At 73.2% G+C, this 18,845-nt stretch carries 15 protein-coding genes; 7 read left to right on the forward strand and 8 right to left on the reverse strand.

Annotation, left to right across the window (positions count from 1 at the left end):
* The first annotated feature begins 61 nt into the window (after positions 1 to 61).
* From ACQ9ZG_RS08900 to ACQ9ZG_RS08925, 6 genes are all read left to right on the forward strand, one after another.
* A complete protein-coding gene (locus tag ACQ9ZG_RS08900) occupies positions 62 to 1,945 on the forward strand; it encodes a phosphodiester glycosidase family protein (protein ID WP_499280234.1) in 1,884 nt (627 codons plus the stop codon).
* Between the two features lie 651 nt (positions 1,946 to 2,596).
* Positions 2,597 to 2,890, forward strand: a complete 294-nt coding sequence (locus ACQ9ZG_RS08905) for a PqqD family protein (RefSeq protein WP_018486977.1) — start codon at positions 2,597 to 2,599, stop codon at positions 2,888 to 2,890.
* Between the two features lie 193 nt (positions 2,891 to 3,083).
* Entirely contained in the window at positions 3,084 to 3,860 is a 777-nt protein-coding gene (locus tag ACQ9ZG_RS08910) for an IclR family transcriptional regulator (protein WP_028415352.1), read from the forward strand.
* Between the two features lie 550 nt (positions 3,861 to 4,410).
* Entirely contained in the window at positions 4,411 to 4,617 is a 207-nt protein-coding gene (locus ACQ9ZG_RS08915) for a hypothetical protein (protein ID WP_028415351.1), read from the forward strand.
* The gene (locus ACQ9ZG_RS08920; RefSeq protein WP_084995878.1) at positions 4,614 to 5,195 is read left to right on the forward strand and encodes a transposase; all 582 of its coding nucleotides are present in this window, start codon (positions 4,614 to 4,616) and stop codon (positions 5,193 to 5,195) included. The genes ACQ9ZG_RS08915 and ACQ9ZG_RS08920 overlap by 4 nt, the downstream gene beginning before the upstream one ends.
* Positions 5,189 to 5,989, forward strand: coding sequence for a hypothetical protein (locus ACQ9ZG_RS08925; protein ID WP_499280236.1), 801 nt, complete (start codon positions 5,189 to 5,191; stop codon positions 5,987 to 5,989). Before ACQ9ZG_RS08920 ends, ACQ9ZG_RS08925 begins: the two co-directional genes overlap by 7 nt.
* A 42-nt stretch (positions 5,990 to 6,031) precedes the next feature.
* On the opposite strand, the gene ACQ9ZG_RS08930 is transcribed toward ACQ9ZG_RS08925, so the two are convergent.
* The 8 genes from ACQ9ZG_RS08930 to ACQ9ZG_RS08965 all read right to left on the reverse strand — a co-directional run bounded on the left by ACQ9ZG_RS08930 (position 6,032) and on the right by ACQ9ZG_RS08965 (position 16,785).
* A complete protein-coding gene (locus tag ACQ9ZG_RS08930) occupies positions 6,032 to 7,336 on the reverse strand; it encodes an MFS transporter (RefSeq protein ID WP_109915647.1) in 1,305 nt (434 codons plus the stop codon).
* Positions 7,333 to 8,631 (reverse strand): ATP-grasp domain-containing protein, encoded by a 1,299-nt coding sequence (locus ACQ9ZG_RS08935; RefSeq protein ID WP_109915648.1) that lies wholly within the window; start codon positions 8,629 to 8,631, stop codon positions 7,333 to 7,335. Before ACQ9ZG_RS08935 ends, ACQ9ZG_RS08930 begins: the two co-directional genes overlap by 4 nt.
* A gap of 368 nt (positions 8,632 to 8,999) precedes the next feature.
* Positions 9,000 to 10,469: an adenosylhomocysteinase gene (gene ahcY / locus ACQ9ZG_RS08940; RefSeq protein ID WP_050451159.1), complete on the reverse strand. Its 1,470-nt coding sequence runs from the start codon at positions 10,467 to 10,469 to the stop codon at positions 9,000 to 9,002.
* 123 nt (positions 10,470 to 10,592) lie between these two features.
* On the reverse strand, positions 10,593 to 11,270 hold the full coding sequence (locus ACQ9ZG_RS08945; protein ID WP_258312195.1) for an RraA family protein: 678 nt from the start codon (positions 11,268 to 11,270) through the stop codon (positions 10,593 to 10,595).
* A gap of 130 nt (positions 11,271 to 11,400) precedes the next feature.
* Positions 11,401 to 12,687 (reverse strand): aminotransferase-like domain-containing protein, encoded by a 1,287-nt coding sequence (locus tag ACQ9ZG_RS08950; protein ID WP_499280238.1) that lies wholly within the window; start codon positions 12,685 to 12,687, stop codon positions 11,401 to 11,403.
* Complete coding sequence (locus tag ACQ9ZG_RS08955) at positions 12,677 to 13,513, reverse strand: flavin reductase family protein (RefSeq protein WP_499280239.1); 837 nt, start codon at positions 13,511 to 13,513, stop codon at positions 12,677 to 12,679. Before ACQ9ZG_RS08955 ends, ACQ9ZG_RS08950 begins: the two co-directional genes overlap by 11 nt.
* Before the next feature lie 41 nt (positions 13,514 to 13,554).
* Entirely contained in the window at positions 13,555 to 15,126 is a 1,572-nt protein-coding gene (locus tag ACQ9ZG_RS08960) for a 4-hydroxyphenylacetate 3-hydroxylase family protein (RefSeq protein WP_028415346.1), read from the reverse strand.
* Positions 15,127 to 15,219: 93 nt separating this feature from the next.
* The gene (locus tag ACQ9ZG_RS08965) at positions 15,220 to 16,785 is read right to left on the reverse strand and encodes an FAD/NAD(P)-binding protein (protein WP_499280240.1); all 1,566 of its coding nucleotides are present in this window, start codon (positions 16,783 to 16,785) and stop codon (positions 15,220 to 15,222) included.
* A 507-nt stretch (positions 16,786 to 17,292) separates the two neighbouring features.
* On the opposite strand from ACQ9ZG_RS08965, the gene ACQ9ZG_RS08970 reads away from it, so the two are divergent.
* A complete protein-coding gene (locus ACQ9ZG_RS08970; protein WP_050451158.1) occupies positions 17,293 to 18,768 on the forward strand; it encodes an aldehyde dehydrogenase in 1,476 nt (491 codons plus the stop codon).
* The last annotated feature ends 77 nt before the right edge of the window (positions 18,769 to 18,845 follow it).

The raw sequence follows: 18,845 nt of genomic DNA on the forward strand, positions 1-18,845 counted from the left end.
GCCTTTCCGAACGGAGACCGCTGTGCCGCACCGTCCGCTGCCCGGGCCGATACCCGGACCGGTGTCCGGATCCGCCCTCCCCGCCCGTCCCGCCGGGTCCGCCCGTCCCGCCAGTCCCGCCGGGTCCGCCCGTCCCGCCGGGTCCGCCCGTCCTGCCGGGTTCATCCGTCCCGCCGGGTTCGTCCGCCGGATCCGGGTGCCCGCGGCCGTCGCCGTCGCCTCGGTGCTGCTGCTCGGGGCGGCGGCGCCGGGTCAACCGCCGCGTACGGGCGGGGCGGTGGCCGGAACGGAACCGGTGGGGCGGATGCCGCTCGGCCCCGCCGACGTACCGACCCGGACCAGACCCGCCGACCTGCTGGCTCCCGGGGTCACCTACCGCAAGTACTGGCAGGGCGAGGCCTCGGACGCCTGGTCGGTCTGGGTCCGCCATCCGCAGACGGGCACGGAGACCTTCGGATCGTGGGCGGACGCCGACCGGCTGGCGAAGGACCTGGACGCGGCCGGATTCACCGCCCGCGTCGATGTCTTCACCGTGCCGGAGAGCGCCGACACGGACAGCCGGGTGGTGGGGTACGGGGTCCGGGTCGGCCGGTTCGCCGCCGACCGCCGGGAGGACGCCGTCCAGGCCCGGCAGGCGCTGGCGGACGCGGGTTTCGGCAGGAGCCGGATCTTCTTCACCGCCGAGGACGGGAGCGCGAGCCGGGGCCCGTGGCAGGTCAGGGTGATCACGGTCGCGCCGTCGGCCCGGGTCACGCTGAAGGCCGTGCACGGCAAGGACGTCCGGGGCTCCGAGACCGTACGGCAACTGGCGGCGGAGAGCGGGGCGCTCGTCGCGGTCAACGGCTCGGAGTTCGACATCGACAGCCCCAACAACGGTGACTTCGGCGGCTTCGAAGGCGTGCCGCAGGGCCTGTACCTGCAGAACAACGTGCTGCTCGGCACCCCGAACAACGGCAGGACCGCCCTTCTGCTGGAGGGGCTCCAGGGCCGGGCCGCCGTGGACGAGATCAGCTCCGAGACCCGGATCACCGCACCCGACGGGGCGGTACGGGTGGTCGACGGCATCCACCGGCCGGCCGGTCATGTGCTGGGCTGCGGCGGGGTCGGCAACGACTACCGCGCCTCCAACCGCACCCGGACGCTCCAGCCCTGGCGGAACACCACCTGCCACGACCCCGACGAGATCGTGGTCTTCCGCCCGGAGTGGGGCGCCGCCACCCCCACCCCGGTGCGCCGGGGCGACAGCTGGACCGACCCCGTCACCGGGTGGCAGGCGCAGTGGTACGCGGACCAGGCGGAGTTCCTGGCACACACGGTCGATGTGGTCATGGACGGCAACTGGGTCGTCAAGCAGCTCCGTACCCCGGCGGGCGGCCCGATCCCGCCCGGCGGCCGGGTCCTCCAGGGCATCGGGGAGGGCGCCGCCTGGCTCCGCGCGCACAGCGAGGTCGGCAAGGCGTTCAAGCCCGGCTCCACGGTCCGGGGCCGGGACGGCAGGTCCGTGACCACCCCGGAGCTCTCGGCGGTGGCGGGCGGTACGCCGGCACTGGTACGGGGCGGCGAGGTGTGGCTGAACCCGGCCGCCAACGGGATGGCCCAGGCCTCCTGCGTACCGGCCGACCTCGCACCGGGGCAGAAGTGCCGTGCCAACAACACGCTGCTGCAGCGTCACGCCCGCACGCTCGCGGGGGTCACCGCCGCCGGTGAGCTGCTGCTCGTCACCATCGACGGCCGCGACCCGGCGCTGAGCGTGGGAGCGACGCTGCCCGAGGCGGCCGCGGTGATGAAGTGGCTGGGCGCCCGGGAGGCGGTGGGGCTCGGCAGCGGCGGCGACACCACCCTCATCGCCGGGAACACGCTCTACAACCGGCCGGTGGACGACTGGGGCGGGCCCCTGCGCGAGCGACGCGTGAGCAACGCCGTGGTCGTCGTCGAGAAGCCGTGAGCCGGGGGGCCTGAGCCGGGGGCGAGGGCCGGGGCGAGGGGCCGGGGTTGAGGGGCCGGGGTTGAGGGCCTGAGCCTGGGGCCTCCGGAGCCGCGAGGCCAGAGCCCGGAGCCCGGAGCCGGGAAGCCAGAGCCCGGAGCCCGGAGCCCGGAGCCCGGAGACCGGAGCCGGGAGGCCGGAGCCCGGAGCCCGGAGACCGGAGCCGGGAGGCCGGGGGCGAGGGGCCTCCGGGGCTGAGGGGCCGGAGCCGGGAGGCCGGAGACCGGGGAGCCGGAGCCGAGGGACCTCTGGGGCTGGGGGGCCGGGAGGCCGGGAGGCCCGGAGCCCGGAGCCCGGAGCCCGGAGCCCGGGTGGCGCGGGGCCGATGCCTTCGGCCGGCGCGCGGGGCCCCGGCCGCGAGGGGGCTGCCGGGAAGGCAATGTGTCTCATGTGGTCGGAGTGGCCGTGTCTCATCTCGCCGCGCCCGTCCGGCGCCCCCGGCCGTCCACTCCCCCGCGCGCCCCGCGCCCCACCTGCGGCGGAGCCGAACCGTACGGGCCGGTCGGGCGGTTGGCTGTCTCAGGTGGACCTTGACGGTCCGGTCGGCCGCCGGTTGCATTCCTATCCCGGGCATCAGGATTCACCGGGTGGAGCACACACGATGGGGGAGCCATGGGGGAGACCGAGATCGAGCTGACACCGGCCAGTGTTCTGCAGCGCCGGGTGGAGGCCCGCGCGCGCCGGTACCGGGGGCGGATGTATGTGGCCGTGCGGGAGCACGCGTTGGAGCTGGACGAGGTGGCGCAGGCCATCGTCCGGCGGATCGACGGCACGTCGACGCTGCGCGGGATCGCCGCCGTGGTGGCGGAGGAGTACGGCGTCCCGGCCGAGAACGCCACCGGCGACACGGTCGAGTTCGCCGCCCAACTCCTCGCGCACGGGGTGGTCGAGGTCGTCCCCGGGTGACCCCGAAGCAGCGCCGGGCGGCCCCGGGCGACGCTCCCGGGAGGCGGCCGCCCCCGGGTCGGGGCCGGTGGCGCCACCACCCCGGCAACCCGGTTCCGTACGGGTAGGGCACCATGGCCATGCCGTACAAGAACGTGAACATTGACGCTGTCAAAGAGAACAGTGTTCACTCATACCGAACAGGGGTGGGCCCATGGTCGAGTCGGTCAAGCGCGCCGTACGCATCATCAAGGAGCTGACGGGGGCCTCCCCGCGACTGGGGGTCACCGAACTCGCCGACCGGGTCGGGGTGTCGAAATCGGCCATGCACGGCCTGCTCCGCACCCTGGAGTCGGACGGCCTGGTGGTGCAGGACCAGGAGTCGGGCAAATACCGGCTGGGACCCGCCCTGGTGACCTTCGGCAACGCCTACCTGGACACGCACGAGCTGCGCACCCGCGCCCTCACCTGGTCCAACCTGCTGGCCACCCGGACCGACGAGGCGGTCTGGGTCGGGGTGCTGGTCCATGACGACGTCCTGGTGATCCACCACGTCTGCCGGCCGGGGAACGTGGCGCAGCCGCTGGAGACCGGGGCCACGCTGCCCTGGAGCACCACCGCGCTGGGCAAGGCCATCGTGGCCTTCTCCCCCGAGGAGCTGCGGACCCGCCTGCTCAGCCGCCCGCCCGCTGCGCTGACCGGCCACTCGGTGACCGAACCCGAGGTGCTGGAAGCGCAGTTGGCGCAGGCCAGAGAGGTCGGCTACGCCGTGGAGAAGCAGGAGGCGACGCTCGGCGACGCGGGCATCGCGGCCCCCATCTTCGACCGCACCGGGTGCGCGGCGGGGGCCATCGGCCTCGTCGGACCCGTCGAACGCCTGCTGGACGAACGGCACCGGCAGGGCTGTTCGATCGCGACCCGCGAGACGGCCCGCAGCCTCTCGCGCGAACTCGGCGCCCACCGGTTCGGCAACCGGGTCGCCTCCTTCTGAACCGCTCCCCCGCCCGGTCCGCCGGCCGGCCCGCCGAAGCCGCCGCCACCGCCCATCGCCACGCCCCCGTCACGCTCGGCCCGCCCCGTCCGCACCACCCCCGACCCGCTGCCACCGCCCCGATCCGCCCCCTCGCGGACCGGCCGGAACCGGTTCCACCGGGACCCCGGCCGGGCGGCCCCGACCGACACTACCCATGCCCCACGCCGACCAATCCCGGCCGATTCCAGGAGCCTGCGCCCGTCCGGTCCGTCCATGTCCGTTGAGGTATGCACCGGTGCGTCCACCGGCAACAGCCGTTGCTTGACACGCCATTTGGACCGCGCCTAGCTTTCGAGCAAGCGTTCTGCATCGAAGAACATCGTTCGATTCAATGCTCCGGCAGGCAGGTCGGCCGCTCACCCCGAGCGACCGCGGGTGGAGGGGGCCACCGTCAGGAAGCCGATCGACCGCGCCGGAACGCAGCACGCCGTTCCCGAGGCAACCTCACCCGGCGGCATGCCCGTCTTCACGACAGGGTCGTCCGACGGACGGGGCCGGAGAGCAGCCGATGACCACGGCAGAGGGAGGACAGGTGGACTCCGCACCGACGCAGACCTGGCTGCGTGCAGCGGCCGTACGCATCGACCGACAGCAGGAACCGCCCACTCGACAGGACCTGGCCCACAGCGACGGTGGCCACGGTGACGACACGCGGTGCGGCCTCCCGGCCGCGCGCGTCCTCCGCCCGCTCACGACCGCCCTGGAGAGGACATGACCCACCAAGGCAATCCGTTACCCCCGCTGCGGCGGACGAACAGCACCCTCCCGGAGGCGAGGGTGCCCGGCCCCCGCGTCCCCCTCCCCGGCGCGGGCCGGTTCACCTGGCTCGCCCCGATGGCCCTGTGGCCGCTGGCCCGCCGGCATCTGCCCCGCCCGGCGGTCCGTCCGCAGGGCGGCGGCAGCCAACGGGCCGACGACGAGGCGACCTTCGCCGCCATCCTGTTCGTCCTGGTCAGCGGCGTACCCTGGCGGGCCCTGCCCCGGGCGTTCACGGTGTCCTGGCAGAACACCCACCGCCGGTTCACCCAGTGGAGCGCGGCGGGGCTGTGGGACCAGCTCCGGGAGAGCGCCCACCGGCAGCACACCCCGGGGCAGTCGCGCGAGCTGGTGCAGTGGGCGGAGGCCGTCTGCGAGCTGGCCGAGGAGCGGCTGAACCGGACGGCTCCCCCGTCGGCGGGCCCGGCGGCGGCCGCGCGGCGGCGGGCCGGGAGCCTGCAGCCCCGTCTGCGGGTGCGCGAGCCCGACGACTTCACCGTCCGCCTCTTCGGCCCCGGCCGGGACTCGGCGTGGTGACCCCGGCCGGAAGCGCCGGACTGACCGGCTGCCTGGAGGAGATGGACCGCCGCGGGCTGATACCGGACGGCTGCCTCGCGGTCTGCTGCGTCGGACCCGCCGCTCGCGGCTGGGCCGACGAGGGCGGCACGTACGACTTCCACGTGGTCTCCACCGGTCCGTGGACCGGAGAGGGCGCCCGCGCGCTGCCCGTGCGGCTCTCCCCGGCCGAAGTCCCGTCGCTGGCGCTGTCGGTGGCGGGCCGGCGCTGGGAGATCACGTACTGGCTGGAGGGCCAGGTCCGGCAGGTGCTCGCCAAGGTCACCCGGGAACGGTTCGAGGGCGGCGGCACGGCGGTCGGGGTGCTGAGCGACGCCGAGGAGCTGTTCCTGGAACGGATGAGCGCCCCTCTCGCGCTCAGCGGCACGGAGTGGGCGAAGGAGTGCGAGCGGCGGATCGGCGGCTCCGCGTTCCGGGCCCTCGTGACCACCCGTTCGCTCGCCGCGGCCGACCGGGCCATCGAGGACGCGGGGCGCCGGCTGGCCGCCCGGGACGTGCCCAGCGCGGTGCTCGCGGCCCGTTCGGCGCTGGGGCACACGGTGGACGCGCTGCTGGAGAGCGAGAGCGACTTCGGCTCCCGGGAGCCACGCCGGCGGGCCCGGCGGCTGCGGGAGACCCGGCCGAGGGCGCTGCCGTTCGCGGAGTACTGGGCGATGGAGACCATGCGCTCCTACGATCCGGCGCGGCCGGAGGAGTGGGTGACGACGGTGGTGCAGCGGTGCCGGGACCTGGCGTTCGAGGTGGAGATCTCCTGAGGGGGCCGGGGGTGGTCCGGGGCTCCCGGACCACCCCCTCCGTCAGCCCGTCGAGTCCGCCGACTGGGGCGCCCGGTCGGCCTGTCCGTCCTTCGGCGTCCCGTCCGCCGCCTGCCCCTCCGGGCCGTCGTCGGCGCCCGGATGCTCGTCGTCCGGGCACCAGGTGGCCCGGGAGAAGCGGGCGGCCACCATCAGCACGCTCGCCGCGGCCAGCGCCGTCCCGGCGGCCAGCCAGGGGGTGCCCGGCGAACGGCCGGCCGAGAGCACCCCGCCGATCTGCGGCGCCGTCATGAATCCGACGTTGACGCCCGCCGAGTACAGGCTCACATTGCGGTTGATCACCGTCGGGGCGGAGAGCTGGGAGACGTAGCTGAGCAGGGCCGGGAAGACGATCATCTCCCCGCAGGTCCAGAGCAGCGCGATCACCGCCAGCAGCGGCCCGCTGGAGGTGAGCCCGGTGAGGGCGAACCCGGCCGCCGCCAGCACGTAGCCGATGAGCAGTGACCGCAGGTGGGACATGTGGACCATGGCCTTGTTCAGCGGCACCTCGAACAGCACGATCGCCGCCGCGTTGACCACGAAGACGACGCTGACCCAGTAGGCGGGCAGCCCGATGCCCTCGATGACGTACGTGCTCAGCAGGATCGGCGGCAGCGCGTACGCGATGTGCACCGGCAGGGCCAGGACGAACAGGGTCCAGAACCGGGACTCGTCGCGGACGGTGGGCGAGAGCAGCCTGCCCGGTCCGGCCGCCCCGGCGGTCGTGGCCGACCGGGTGGAGGCGGAGCGGCGCAGCAGCACCCCGGCGGCGGCGAGGACGCAGACGGCGTTGACGTAGAACAGCGCCTGCGGAGCCACGGTGAAGAGCAGACCGCCGACCGCCGGGCCGAGCCCCATGCCGAGGTTGATCGCCAGCCGGTTGCAGGAGAAGGCGATCTTCCGCTGGTCGGCCGAGGAACCCGCCACGACCTGCGCGTAACTGGCGGGCGTGTAGATCTCGAAGGCCATGCCCCAGAGCAGGGTCGCGACGAGGAGCGCGGGCACGGCGGAGAGCGCGGGCACGACGGCCAGCACCAGGGCGTAGCCGACGCAGCCGCCGAGCATCACCGTGACCGGCCGCAGCCGTCCCAGCAGCACCCCCGCGCCCACGTCGGCGACGAGCGCCCCGAGGCCGAAGGCGCCGACGACCAGGCCGACCTGTTCGACGCCGTAACGTTCCTGTCCGAGCAGATACGCGCCGAGGAAGGGGAAGGCCATCGTCCCCGCCCGGAAGAGCAGGGTGGAGACGAACAGGGCCCGCAGATCGCTGTTGAGTCCGGCGACCGTGCGGAACGTGCCGCGGATCATGACGGGTCGTGCTCCGCCTCGACGGTGAAGATCTGCTCCGTACGCTGCCGGGCCAGCTCGTCGGCCTTGGCGCGGAAGGCCCGCTGGTCGCTCTGGCCCCGCTCGAAGCACTCCAGGACGCCGTCGCGCGCGAGGTACGAGGTCAGCGGCCGGGAGACGTCGCCCACCTGGGCGGTGATGTAGAGGCCGACCTCCTCGGGGGTCAGGTCGTGGACCGGCTTGACCTCGGTGATCGTGCCGGGCGGCGCCTTGAGGAAGGCCGTGGCCCCCATGCCGGCGGGCTCCGCGGTGATGGGGGGCAGGCCGTCCAGGGTGTCCGTGTACGAGCCGAAGTGGAGGTCGTAGGGGCTGAAGCCGTAGACGCGGTCGATCAGGTCCATGATCCCGTCGCCGCCGGGCCGGGCCGCCACCTCGACGACGCTCAGCCGGTCGCCGTCGACCAGGACCTCGACATGGGCCAGTCCGTGGTCGATGTCGAGCGCGGCGCAGGCGGCCAGGGCGACCCGGCGCAGCTCCTCGTTGCCGGAGTCGGCGCTCGGCACCAGCTGGCCGCGCTCGCTGAAGTAGGGGGCGCCCGCCTTGGACTTGTCGGTGACGGCGACGACGCTCCGCTCACCGCGGTGGTTGGCGACCTCGACGGAGACCTCGTGGGTGGAGGTGACGAACTCCTCGGCCTGGAAGCGGCCGTCCTCGAACCCGTACAGCGGGGCGATCTCCAGCAGGGAGTCGCGGCAGTAGACGTACGCCTCGTCCAGCTCGCCGGGGCCGTTGACCCGCACGGTGCCGACGTTGCCGGCGAAGTCGCGCGGCTTGAGCACCAGCGGGAAGTCCAGCTCCCGGGCCGCCTGGTGGAGTTCCTCCAGGGTGCCGAAGAGGCGGTGGCGGGCGCAGGGCACTCCGGCCGCCTCGAAGGCCGCCTTCATCGTGTGCTTGTCGCGGACCTTGGCCAGGCAGGCGTCGGAGAGCCGGGGCAGGTCGTAGTGGCGGGCGACGGCGACGGAGACGTGCACGGTCATCTCGATGATCGGCACCACCGCGCCGGGCCGCAGCCCGGTCTCGCGCTCGAACTGCTGGACGGCTTCGAGGGCCTGGCGCTCGTCGTAGTAGTCGGCGCGCAGGACGTGGTCGAAGAAGCGGTTGGCGTTCTGCGCGGCCGGGGTCTCGCTCATCCCGATCACCGGGCCGGGGTAGGTCCGCAGCGCCGACACGATGCCGCGTTCACGGAGCAGGATGTCGGAGCCGAGCAGCAGCAGATAGCGGTCGCCGTTGGCATGGGCGCGCGCGAGATCGAACACGGTGGTTCCCCCATTTTTCGAAAGAGGACTTCGACAGAAGACGGCGTGCCGCGGAGGGGCGAAGGCCGTATTTCGGGAAAGGCCGCGCGGGTCGTGCGCGGGTGGCTGTGGCGGCCGGTCGGGTCACGGCCCGCCACGGGGCGCCGCCGCCGGGTGGAACCGGCGGCGGACGCCTCTCACTCGGTCGTCCGGAGGCCGGTCCGGTGGATCGGTCCGGTGGATCGGCCCGGTGGATCGGCCCGGTGGATCGGTCCGAAGGTGTCGGGCCGACCCTCGGAGCGAAGGTGCCGGGCCCGCCCTCGGGCCGAAGGTGTGAGGCCGGCCCGAGGGTGTCGTCCGCGGATCGGCCCGAAGGCGGGGCCGACCCGTCAGTAGCGGTAGTGGTCCGGCTTGAAGGGGCCTTCGATGTCCACGCCGATGTACTCGGCCTGGACCTTGGTGAGTTCGGTGAGGTGGGCGTCGAGGGCGGGGAGGTGCAGGCGCGCCACCTTCTCGTCCAGGTGCTTGGGCAGGGTGTAGACGTCGGTGCCGTAGTTCTGCGCCGGGTCGAAGAGCGAGATCTGCGCCAGGGTCTGGTTGGCGAACGAGCAGGACATCACGAAGCTCGGGTGGCCGGTCGCGTTGCCCAGGTTGAGCAGGCGGCCCTCGCTGAGCACGATGATCGAGTGCCCGTCGGGGAAGGCCCACTCGTGGACCTGCGGCTTGATCTCGGTCTTCTCGATGCCCGGCACCTGCGCGAGGCCGGCCATGTCGATCTCGTTGTCGAAGTGGCCCACGTTGCCGACGACGGCGTTGTGCTTCATGCGGGCCATGTGGTCGGCCATGATGATGTCGCGGTTGCCGGTGGTGGTGATGAAGATGTCACCGGTCTCGACGACCTGGTCGAGCGTGACGACCTTCAGACCGTCCATGGCCGCCTGGAGCGCGCAGATCGGGTCGGCCTCGGTGACCACGACACGCGCGCCCTGGCCGCGCAGGGACGCCACGGCGCCCTTGCCGACGTCGCCGTAACCGCAGATCACGGCGAGCTTCCCGGCGATCATGACGTCGATGGCGCGGTTGATGCCGTCGACCAGCGAGTGGCGGATGCCGTAGCGGTTGTCGAACTTGCTCTTGGTCACCGCGTCGTTGACGTTGATCCCGGTGAAGAGGAGCTTGCCCTCCTTGCCGAGGCGGTAGAGCCGGTTGACGCCGTTGGTGGTCTCCTCGGTGACGCCGACGATGAACTTCGCCATCTCCGAGTACCTGCCCGGGTTGTCCACGAGCGAGCGGCGGAGCACGTCGAGGATGATCCGGTGCTCCTCCGGGTCGTCGGCGAGCGCGTCCGGGACGGCGCCCGCCGCCTCGTACTCGGCACCCAGGTGGACCAGCAGGGTGGCGTCACCGCCGTCGTCGACGATCGAGTGCGGGCCGGAGCCGTCGGGCCAGGTCAGCAGCTGCTCCAGGCACCACCAGTACTCCTCCAGCGTCTCGCCCTTCCAGGCGAAGACAGCGCTGCCCTTGGGCTCCTCCACCGTGCCCTCGGTGCCCACGACGACGGCCGCGGCCGCCTGGTCCTGGGTGGAGAAGATGTTGCAGCTGGCCCAGCGGACGTCGGCGCCGAGCGCGGCGAGCGTCTCGATCAGGACGGCGGTCTGGATGGTCATGTGGAGAGAGCCGGCGATGCGCTTTCCGGCCAGCGGCTGCTGCGGGCCGAACTCCTGCCGCAGGGCCATCAGTCCGGGCATCTCGTGCTCGGCGAGACGGATCTCCTTGCGGCCCAGCTCGGCGAGTGAGAGATCGGCGACCTTGAATCCCCCGACCGACCCGGCACTGTCCGCGGTCAACGCAACAGCCATGCTGTCATTCTCCCTGTCTGGAAATGCTGGTGACGAAACGTCAGCGGCTTTTGGGTCCAACTCTCTCATGTGGCCTCGGAACGAGCATGCCATTCCCGCTCGTGGACGCGATACCTCGGCCGATTACAGGTGGCCGAATCGCGCCAGTAGTTCCGGAAGCGTCGCCCCCGCGTTCATCAGATCGCGCACGATCCGCTCCTTTGCCAGCAACTCCCTTGTTGAAACAGCTACTTCCTCCGCCGCGTCAGGCGGCACGACGGCCACCCCGTTCTCGTCGGCGACCACGATGTCACCCGCCCGTACCGTCACCCCGTCGATCGTCACCGGCACGTTGACCTGCACGACACCGTCCAGGTCGGCCGGCGGGCAGCGGCGCGGCTGGGCGGTGCGGTACCAGACGGGGAAGCCGAGGTCGCGTATCTCGTCCACGTCCCGGACGGCCCCGTCGACGACGGCTCCGGCGATCCCCGCCACCTGAGACAAAGTCGTCATCAGGCCACCCCACATCGCCAGCCCGGTGATCCCGTGACAGGCCAGCATGATGACGTCCCCGGGCCGGGCCTGCCCGAGCACGGGGAGGATGTCGACCAGGTCCTGCTCGGAGAGGTCGATGGTCAGGGCGGGGCCGACGACCCGGTGGGCGGGGTTGACGGTGAGCAGCCCGCCGATGGCGCCGATACGGTCCCCGGCGTCGGCGGCCAGACAGCTCGGGCTGTACTCGGGGAGCAGCAGCTCGCGCAGGGCGTCGACGCCGGGCGGGGCGGACGGCGGCTCGGTGGGCCGGGTGGGCTGGGTGGGCATGGCGGGACCCTTCTCCTTCATGAGGGTGGAAAGGAATGGGACAGCGGTCAGTGCTCAGTGGTCAGCGGTCAGCGGTCGGTGGTCGGTGGTCGGTGGCCCGCGCGCGGTATCGGGGCCGTGGGGGCGGTGGTCAGCGCGCGGTGGTGGCGCCGATCGCTGCGGCGAGAACGCCGGACAGATGGCGTACGCCCTCGGCGATCTGCTCGTCCGGCACCCGGCTGAACGCCAGGCGGAGGCTGTTGCCGCCCTGCTCCCCGGCGTAGAAGGCGCGCCCCGGCACATAGCTGACCTTGGCGGCCAGCGCCCGCTCCTGGAGCGCCACGGTGTCGATGCCCCCGGGCAGGGTGAGCCAGCTGAAGAAGCCGCCGTGCGGCCGGGTGTACGCGACCTCCTCGGGCAGATGGGCGGCGAGGGCCTCGGTCATCACGTCCCGGCGGCGCCGGTAGAAGGCCCGGGAGGCGGCGATCTGGCGGTCGAACCCGCCGGACCTCCCGTAGTCCTCCAGCAGCAGCTGCCCGTAGGCGCCGGTGCACTGGTCGGTGTTCTGCTTGGCGCGGGCCAGTTGGGCGGTGAGGCGGGCCGGGGCGACGACCCAGCCGAGCCGGATGCCCGGGGTGAAGGTCTTGGCGAAGGTGCCGACCTGGGCCACGACATCGGGGGCGAGTGCCCAGAGGCTGGGGTGGCGTTCCCCGTCGAAGCCCAGCTCGCGGTAGGCGACGTCCTCGACGACGAGGAACCCGTACCGCCGGGCCAGCGCGATCAGGGCGTGGCGGCGCTCCAGGGAGAGGGTGAGGCCGGTGGGGTTCTGGTGGTCCGGGACGAGGTAGAGGAGCTTGGGCGCCGGCCCGGTGGACCCGCGCAGCAACTCGGCCAGGGCGTCGGTGTCCAGCCCGTCCCGGTCGACGGGCACGGTCTCCACCCGGGCCAGCTGCCGCTGGAAGCCGACGAGGGCGCCGAAGAAGGTGGGGCCCTCGACCACGGCCCGGTCGCCCGGGTCGAGGAGGCTGCGGGTGATGAGGCCGAGGCCCTCCATCCCGCCGCTGGTGATGAGCAGTTCGCCGTCGGCGGGCGTCCGCCCCTCGGCCCGCGCCAGCCAACCGGTGAACCAGTCGCGCAGCCCGGGGAGCCCGGGGGTGGGCCCGTACTGGAGCGCGGCGGGCTGCGCGAGCACCCGGGCATGGCTCTCGGCCAGCGCCCGCGCGGGGAAGGTGTCGGGGTGCGGGAAGCCGCCCGAGAGGGCGATGGCGTCCGTGGCGCCGGACTGGTCGAGGATGGCGGTGATCTGGTCGCCGGTGTCGCTCGCCACATGACGGGCGAACAGCCGGTCCCAGCTCCGGACGCCGGGGCCGGGGGCGGAGGGGCCGGGACCGCCGAGGTCGGCGAGGTCGAGGGCGGCGGGGCCGGGGTCAGCGGGCATGTGCGGGCCTCTCTTCACGGTCGGTGCCGAGGTTCGGGTCGCGGCGGGGATCGGGGGCCTGGTGCGGTACGGGGGCGGGTGCGGGCGCCTGGTGCGGTGCGTGCTCCCGTACGGCGGTGGGCCCGGGATCCTGGGCCGGTGTGCGATCCGGTACGGGGACCGGGGCTTGGGGCGGTACGGGGGCGGGGGCGAGGGCCTGGGGCGGTACGGGGGCCGGGGCGGGGGCCCGGGGCGGTACGGAGGCCGGGGCGGGGGCCCGATCGCGTACGGAGACGGCCTCCGGGTCACCCGCTGCCGTCGGTGCCGGTCCCGCCAGGGCGCGCAGGTCGCGGCGGTAGTGGACGAGCGGGCCGCCGGAGCCGAGCCACAGCCCCTCGACCTCACCGACGAACAGGGTGTGGTCGCCCGCCCGGTGGCTCTGCCGGACCCGGCAGGCCAGGTGCACCAGCGCTCCCCCGACGAGCGGGAGGCCGTCGCGCCACTCCAGGGACACCGCCTCCGGGGACTGGGCCCCGCCGGCGAAGTGGTGGGCGACCGGGCCCTGTCCGGCGCCCAGGATGGACACCCCGTACCGGCCCGAGTCGTCGATGCGCCGGTGGGAGCGGGCGTGGGTGGAGATGGAGACCAGGACGAGCGGGGGGTCCAGGGAGACGGAGGTGAAGGCGTTGGCGGTCATGCCGTGGGCGTGCGGCCCGTCCGGCCCCTCGGTGGCCGTGGTCACCACCGTGACCCCGCTGGCGAAGTGCCCGAGCGCCCCGCGCATCCGGTCCGGTGTGGCGGCGAGCAGCGCGGTCCCGTCCGCGGGGGCGGCAGCGGCGGCCGTCACCGGCCGGTCCGGCACGCCCCGCGCCCCGCCCCCCACCCCGCTCAACGGCCCAGGACGAAGGCGAATTCGTCCGGGTCGAACATGTCGTCGCGCCGCCAGCCGTCCAGGTCGTACTCGTCCATGCACGCGTCCACGAAGTCCTTGAGCGCCCCGGCCTCTCCGGAGTCCTGGTAGGCCCAGAGCGTCTGGAACCTGACCGCCTCGTGGTCGCCGCCGTAGTTCCGCTCGTACAGCTCGTGGCGGCCGCCGAACTCGGTGCCCACCGCGTCCCAGAGCAGCTTCAGCAGCTTGACCCGGTCGATCGCCGGGATGCCGCCGGAACCGCGCAGGTACTGGTCCAGGTAGGGGCGGATCTCCGGGTTCTTCCAGTCCGAGGAGTGCGAGTTGAGGTAGATGAGCCCGCTGCCCAGGGACTGCTGGATGATCTCCTTGACGCGCGGATAGCCGACGCCCATGAAGGTGCGGTAGGCCATCCCGTACCGCACATTGGGCTGGACGGCCCCGCCGACCCACGGCACGGGGTCCTTGGCCATGGCGTCGGAGAGGCCCCAGAAGAGGTCGCGCCAGTTGAGGATCTCCCCGACCTGCGCCTGGACCCCGCGGAAGCCCGCGGTGCCGGTCATCTCGACGGCCTTCATGACGCAGCCCGCGATGAAGTCCAGCTTCACGGCGAGGCGGGCGCAGCCGTGGAAGGTGAAGCGGTCGACGAAGCCGGAGCCGTTGGCGAAGGAGTTGGCCGCCTCCGCGTCGTACATGAAGACGTTCTCCCACGGGATGAGGACCTGGTCCATCACCATGATCGCGTCGTTCTCGTCCAGCCGGCTGGAGAGCGGGTGGTCGAAGGGGCTGCCCATGACCTGGGCGGTCATCTCGTACGACGTACGGCACAGCAGCTTCAGCCCCGGGGTGTCCATGGGCACGCTGAAGACCACGCCGAACCGCTTGTCCTTCAGCGGCAGGCCGTAGTGGGCGACGAAGTTGGCGTTGGTGAGCGCGGAGCCGGTGGCGACCACCTTGGCGCCCGAGACGACCAGCCCGGCGTCGGTCTCGCGGTCGACGTGCACGCAGACGTCCGCGGTCTGGTCGGCCGGCTTGTCGCGGTCGATCGGCGGGTGGACGATCGCGTGGTTGAAGTAGAGGACCCGTTCCTGGGCGCGCTTGTGCCAGGCGAGCGCGTTCTCCTTGAAGGGGCCGTAGAAGTCGGCGTTGGCGCCCAGGGTGCCGAGGAAGGACGCCTTGTAGTCGGGGGTGCGGCCCATCCAGCCGAAGACCATGCGCTGCCACCGCACGATGGCGTCCCGGCTGGTGACCAGGTCCTGCGCGGTGTGCGGGGTCTTGAAGAAGGGGTGCGTGAAGCCGCCGTTGCCGGTGTCGGTGGGGACGCGGAGCACGCCTTCGGCCTCGGGGGCGTGCAGGGCGTCGTAGAGGCGGGCGACGGAGCGGGCGCTGTTGCGGAAGGCGGGGTGTGTGGTGACGTCCTTGACCCGCTGGCCGTGGATGTAGATCTCCCGGCCGTCGCGCAGCGAGTCCAGGTACTCGTCGCCGGTCATCGGGCGCACGTCGTTGGGTCGGTGGGCGGCTGGGGTCGGCGGGGCGACGGGCTCGGCGGTCATGTCTCCTCCAGGGAGCTTCCGGGTCAGGGGTCGGGAGGGTTACGGGGTGCCGGACGGCGGGTGGTTGGGCGGCAGGCGGCAGGCGGCGGATCGTCAGGCGCTGAGTACGGCGTCCTCGGTGGCGGGCAACGACGGGCCGTCACCGGCGCTGATCGCCTGCACGATGTCGTGGGCGCGGTCGACGATGGAGGGGAGCCCGAAGGTGAAGAACAGGCTGCCCGCGGCCAGGTCACCGAGCGCGTAGAGACCGGGGTGGGCCCGCCCGCCGGTCAGCAGCCGGCTGGTGGCCCGCTCCGTCACGACGCCGCCGCGCGGGTGGAGTTCGGCCAGCCCCCCGGAGACCAGCGAGGTGACCAGCGACTGGGCGCGGGCGGGCAGCCCGCCGGGCGCCGGGTTCACCGCGTTGATCAGCCGGTCGGCCCGGAGCGGCGGCGCCCCGTCCCCCGTACGCAGGGCGAAGCCGCCACCGGGCGCCGGCTCCACGGCCCGTACGTCGGGGACGATCCGTAACTGCCCGCTGTCGACCATGCCGAGCAGGGCGGTCGCGGTGGTCGCCGGCATGGGGCAGCACAGGCTCATCATCGAGCGGTAGTGGTCGCGCAGGAGCTGTCTGCGGTCGGACTCCGGGAGCAGCGGCCAGACGTCGGGGCCGGTGGCGGGCACCGCCTGCTGGAGGATGCGCAGCCCCCGGTCGGGCGAGTCCACCTCGGACAGGTGCCGGCGCAGCCGCTTCACCGGGTCCTCGGCCTCCGCGGCGGCGGTGATCTCCCGGGCCACGGCGGTGAAGTCCTCGCCCGCGTCCGCGAATTCGGCCCGCATGAGGTCGACCACCTGGCCCAGGGTCACCGTCTCCCCGCGCCGGGCCGCGCCCCGGAACCACTCGGCCGTGAAGTGCTTCAGGGTGTGCGGCCGGGCCGTCTGGCGGACCCGGGGGAGGACTCCGCTGCGCGAGGCCAGCAGGACCTGGCCCCGGTGCCCGCGGGCGAGCAGCGAGAGGACGATGTCGACGCCGGTCAGCCCGGCGCCGATGACGCCGACGTCGGCGTCGGCACCGATCTCCCCGAGGGTGCGGGCCAGCGGGTAGGCGTCGGGCAGATAGCCGTCCCGGCCGGTCAGCCCGTACGGGTCGCCGGGCCGGCCCCGGCCCACGCAGAGCACGGTGTGGTCGACGGTGAGGCTCTCGCCGTCGCCGTGGAACAGCCGCACCCGGCCGCCGGGGGCGGGCTCGGCGGCGGTGACCCGCTCGGGGACGATGTCGACCCGCCACCCCTGCTCGCGCAGCCGGGCGACGGCCTCGCGGGCCGACTGCTCCAGATAGGCGCCGTAGGTGGCGCGCGGGATGAAGCGGAGCCCGTTGATCGGGTCGACGAAGTCGGGTTCGGCCATCCCGAGCACCGCGTCCCGGGCGGCCAGCCAGCCCGGGAAGTGCTCCGGGTCCCCGAAGCGTACGGACATCCCTCCGGGCGCGATGTTCACCCGGACCGTGTCCAGGTCCGGCTGGTAGGGCCGGCCGCGCCACAGATGGGGCGAGGGCTCGAAGACCGTGACTTCGCCGGGGGCCGTCGGGGCCCCGGCGAGCGCGTCGAGCAGGCAGACGGCGGCCGCCCCTCCCCCGACCACGCCTATGGCGGCATTCCGGCTCAGCTGTCTTGAGCCCATGGTTAACACGTCCCCCTCGGAGCACTGGTGACCAGCAAGAGAAATGCGGAAGGAAAGCGGAACAGGCGGAGACAAGGCATCGGAAAGAAATCAACAAGGAGAAGAGGAAGGGGAAAGCGGCGGCCGGCCGACGGCCGAGGCGGCGGAACCCCACGGGACCGTCCCGCACAGGCCGACGGCCCGCGGGCTCCGAGACCGGGCGCCTCGCTCGGCTCCCGTATCCCGTTCCGACGCCAACGACGCTACCCAGCCGCCGATTCGCCGGTCAACAGCCGGCGCCACGCGATACAAGTCCCAAAAACGGGTCAACAGAAAAGACTCTTCTTGACCGGCCCGACGGGCGGATCGCAGGATGAATACGCGCCGGACGCATTTCCGTTCCGCGCATCCACTGCCCTTGAATCGCGCAGCCGGAACGCAGTCGCGCCGGAATCCACCGGCCCGCCGCACCCGCTCACCCACCCACCCACACCACCACCGGAAATCCGGAATCCAGGGGGTATTCGCATGTCCATCGGCGCCACGGCCGCGGAAAAGCGGACGGTTCACCATCTGATCGGCGGCCGCTCCGTCGCCTCCGAGGACGGGCGCACCTTCGAGACCCGCGACCCGCACGACGACGCGCTGCTCGGCACCGTCGCCCGGGGCGCCGCCCGGGACGGCGAGCTGGCCGTCACGGCGGCGCGCGAGGCCTTCGACGCGGGGCCCTGGCCCCGGATGACGGCGGCCGAGCGGCGGACGGTCCTGCACGCGGTGGCCGACGCGGTCGACGAACACCGGGACGAGCTGGCCCTGCTGGAGTCCCACGACAGCGGGAAGACCCTCCGCCACGCCCGGCACGGGGAGATGCCCCGGGTCGCCCAGAACTTACGGTTCTTCGCGGACTTCGCGGCCCTCGCCACCGAGGAGGCCTACCCCGACGGCCCGGTGCTCGGCTACTCGTTGCACGCCCCGGCCGGGGTGGTCTCCGCGATCAGCCCGTGGAACGCGCCGCTCATGCTCGCCACCTGGAAGGTCGCGCCCGCGCTGGCCTTCGGCAACACCGTCGTACTGAAGCCGGCGCCGCAGACCCCGCTGACGGCGGCCCGGTTCGGGGAGCTGGCGCTGGAGGCGGGGCTGCCGGAGGGCGTCCTCAACATCGTGCACGGGTACGGCGGTGACGAGGTCGCCGGGCCGCTGACCGGTGACCCGCGCGTGGACCGGATCACCTTCACCGGCTCCAGCGCCACCGGGGCGGCCATCATGGCGGCGGCCGCGGCCAACCTGACGCCGGTCTCCGCCGAGCTGGGCGGCAAGTCGGCCAACATCGTCTTCGCGGACGCGGATCTCGACATCGCGGTGCCGGAGTCGATCCGGGCCATCTTCGGCGGGAGCGGCCAGGTCTGCTTCGCCGGTTCGCGGCTGCTCGTGCAGCGGTCGGTCCTGCCGGAGTTCCTGGAGCGGTTCACCGCCGAGGCCGAGAAGCTGGTGGTCGGGGACCCCCGCCAGGAGGGGACGTTCATGGGTCCCCTCATCGGGCGGGCGCACCGGGAGAAGGTGCACGGTTATGTCGAGCTGGCCCAGCGGGAGGGCGGCACGGTCCTCACCGGCGGCGGCCCGCCGGACGACGCCGCGCTCTCCGGCGGGCACTACTACCGGCCCACCGTGATCACGGGGCTGGACAACGACTCGCGCACGGCCCAGGAGGAGATCTTCGGCCCGGTGGAGACGGTCATCCCGTTCGACACCGAGGAGGAGGCGCTGCGGCTGGCGAACACCACCCGGTACGGGCTGGCGGGCATCCTCTTCACCCGCGACCTGGACCGCGCACACCGGATGGCGGCCCGCTGGAAGGCCGGCACCGTCTGGGTCAACTGCTACTTCGAGCGCGATCTGCGCATGCCCTTCGGGGGCGAGGGGATCAGCGGTGTCGGCCGGGAGGGCGGGAACTTCTCCCGCGAGTTCTTCACCGAGCCCCGGGCCGTGGTCCTGCGCATCCGCTGACCGCCGCACCGCGCTCCCTCCCCCGCACCGCCGACCCCGTAACCCGGCCCCCGGCCCCCGGCTCCGGCCCCGGCCCA

The organism is Streptomyces araujoniae (genome assembly GCF_050871195.1).
GTDB lineage: Bacteria > Actinomycetota > Actinomycetes > Streptomycetales > Streptomycetaceae > Streptomyces > Streptomyces bacillaris.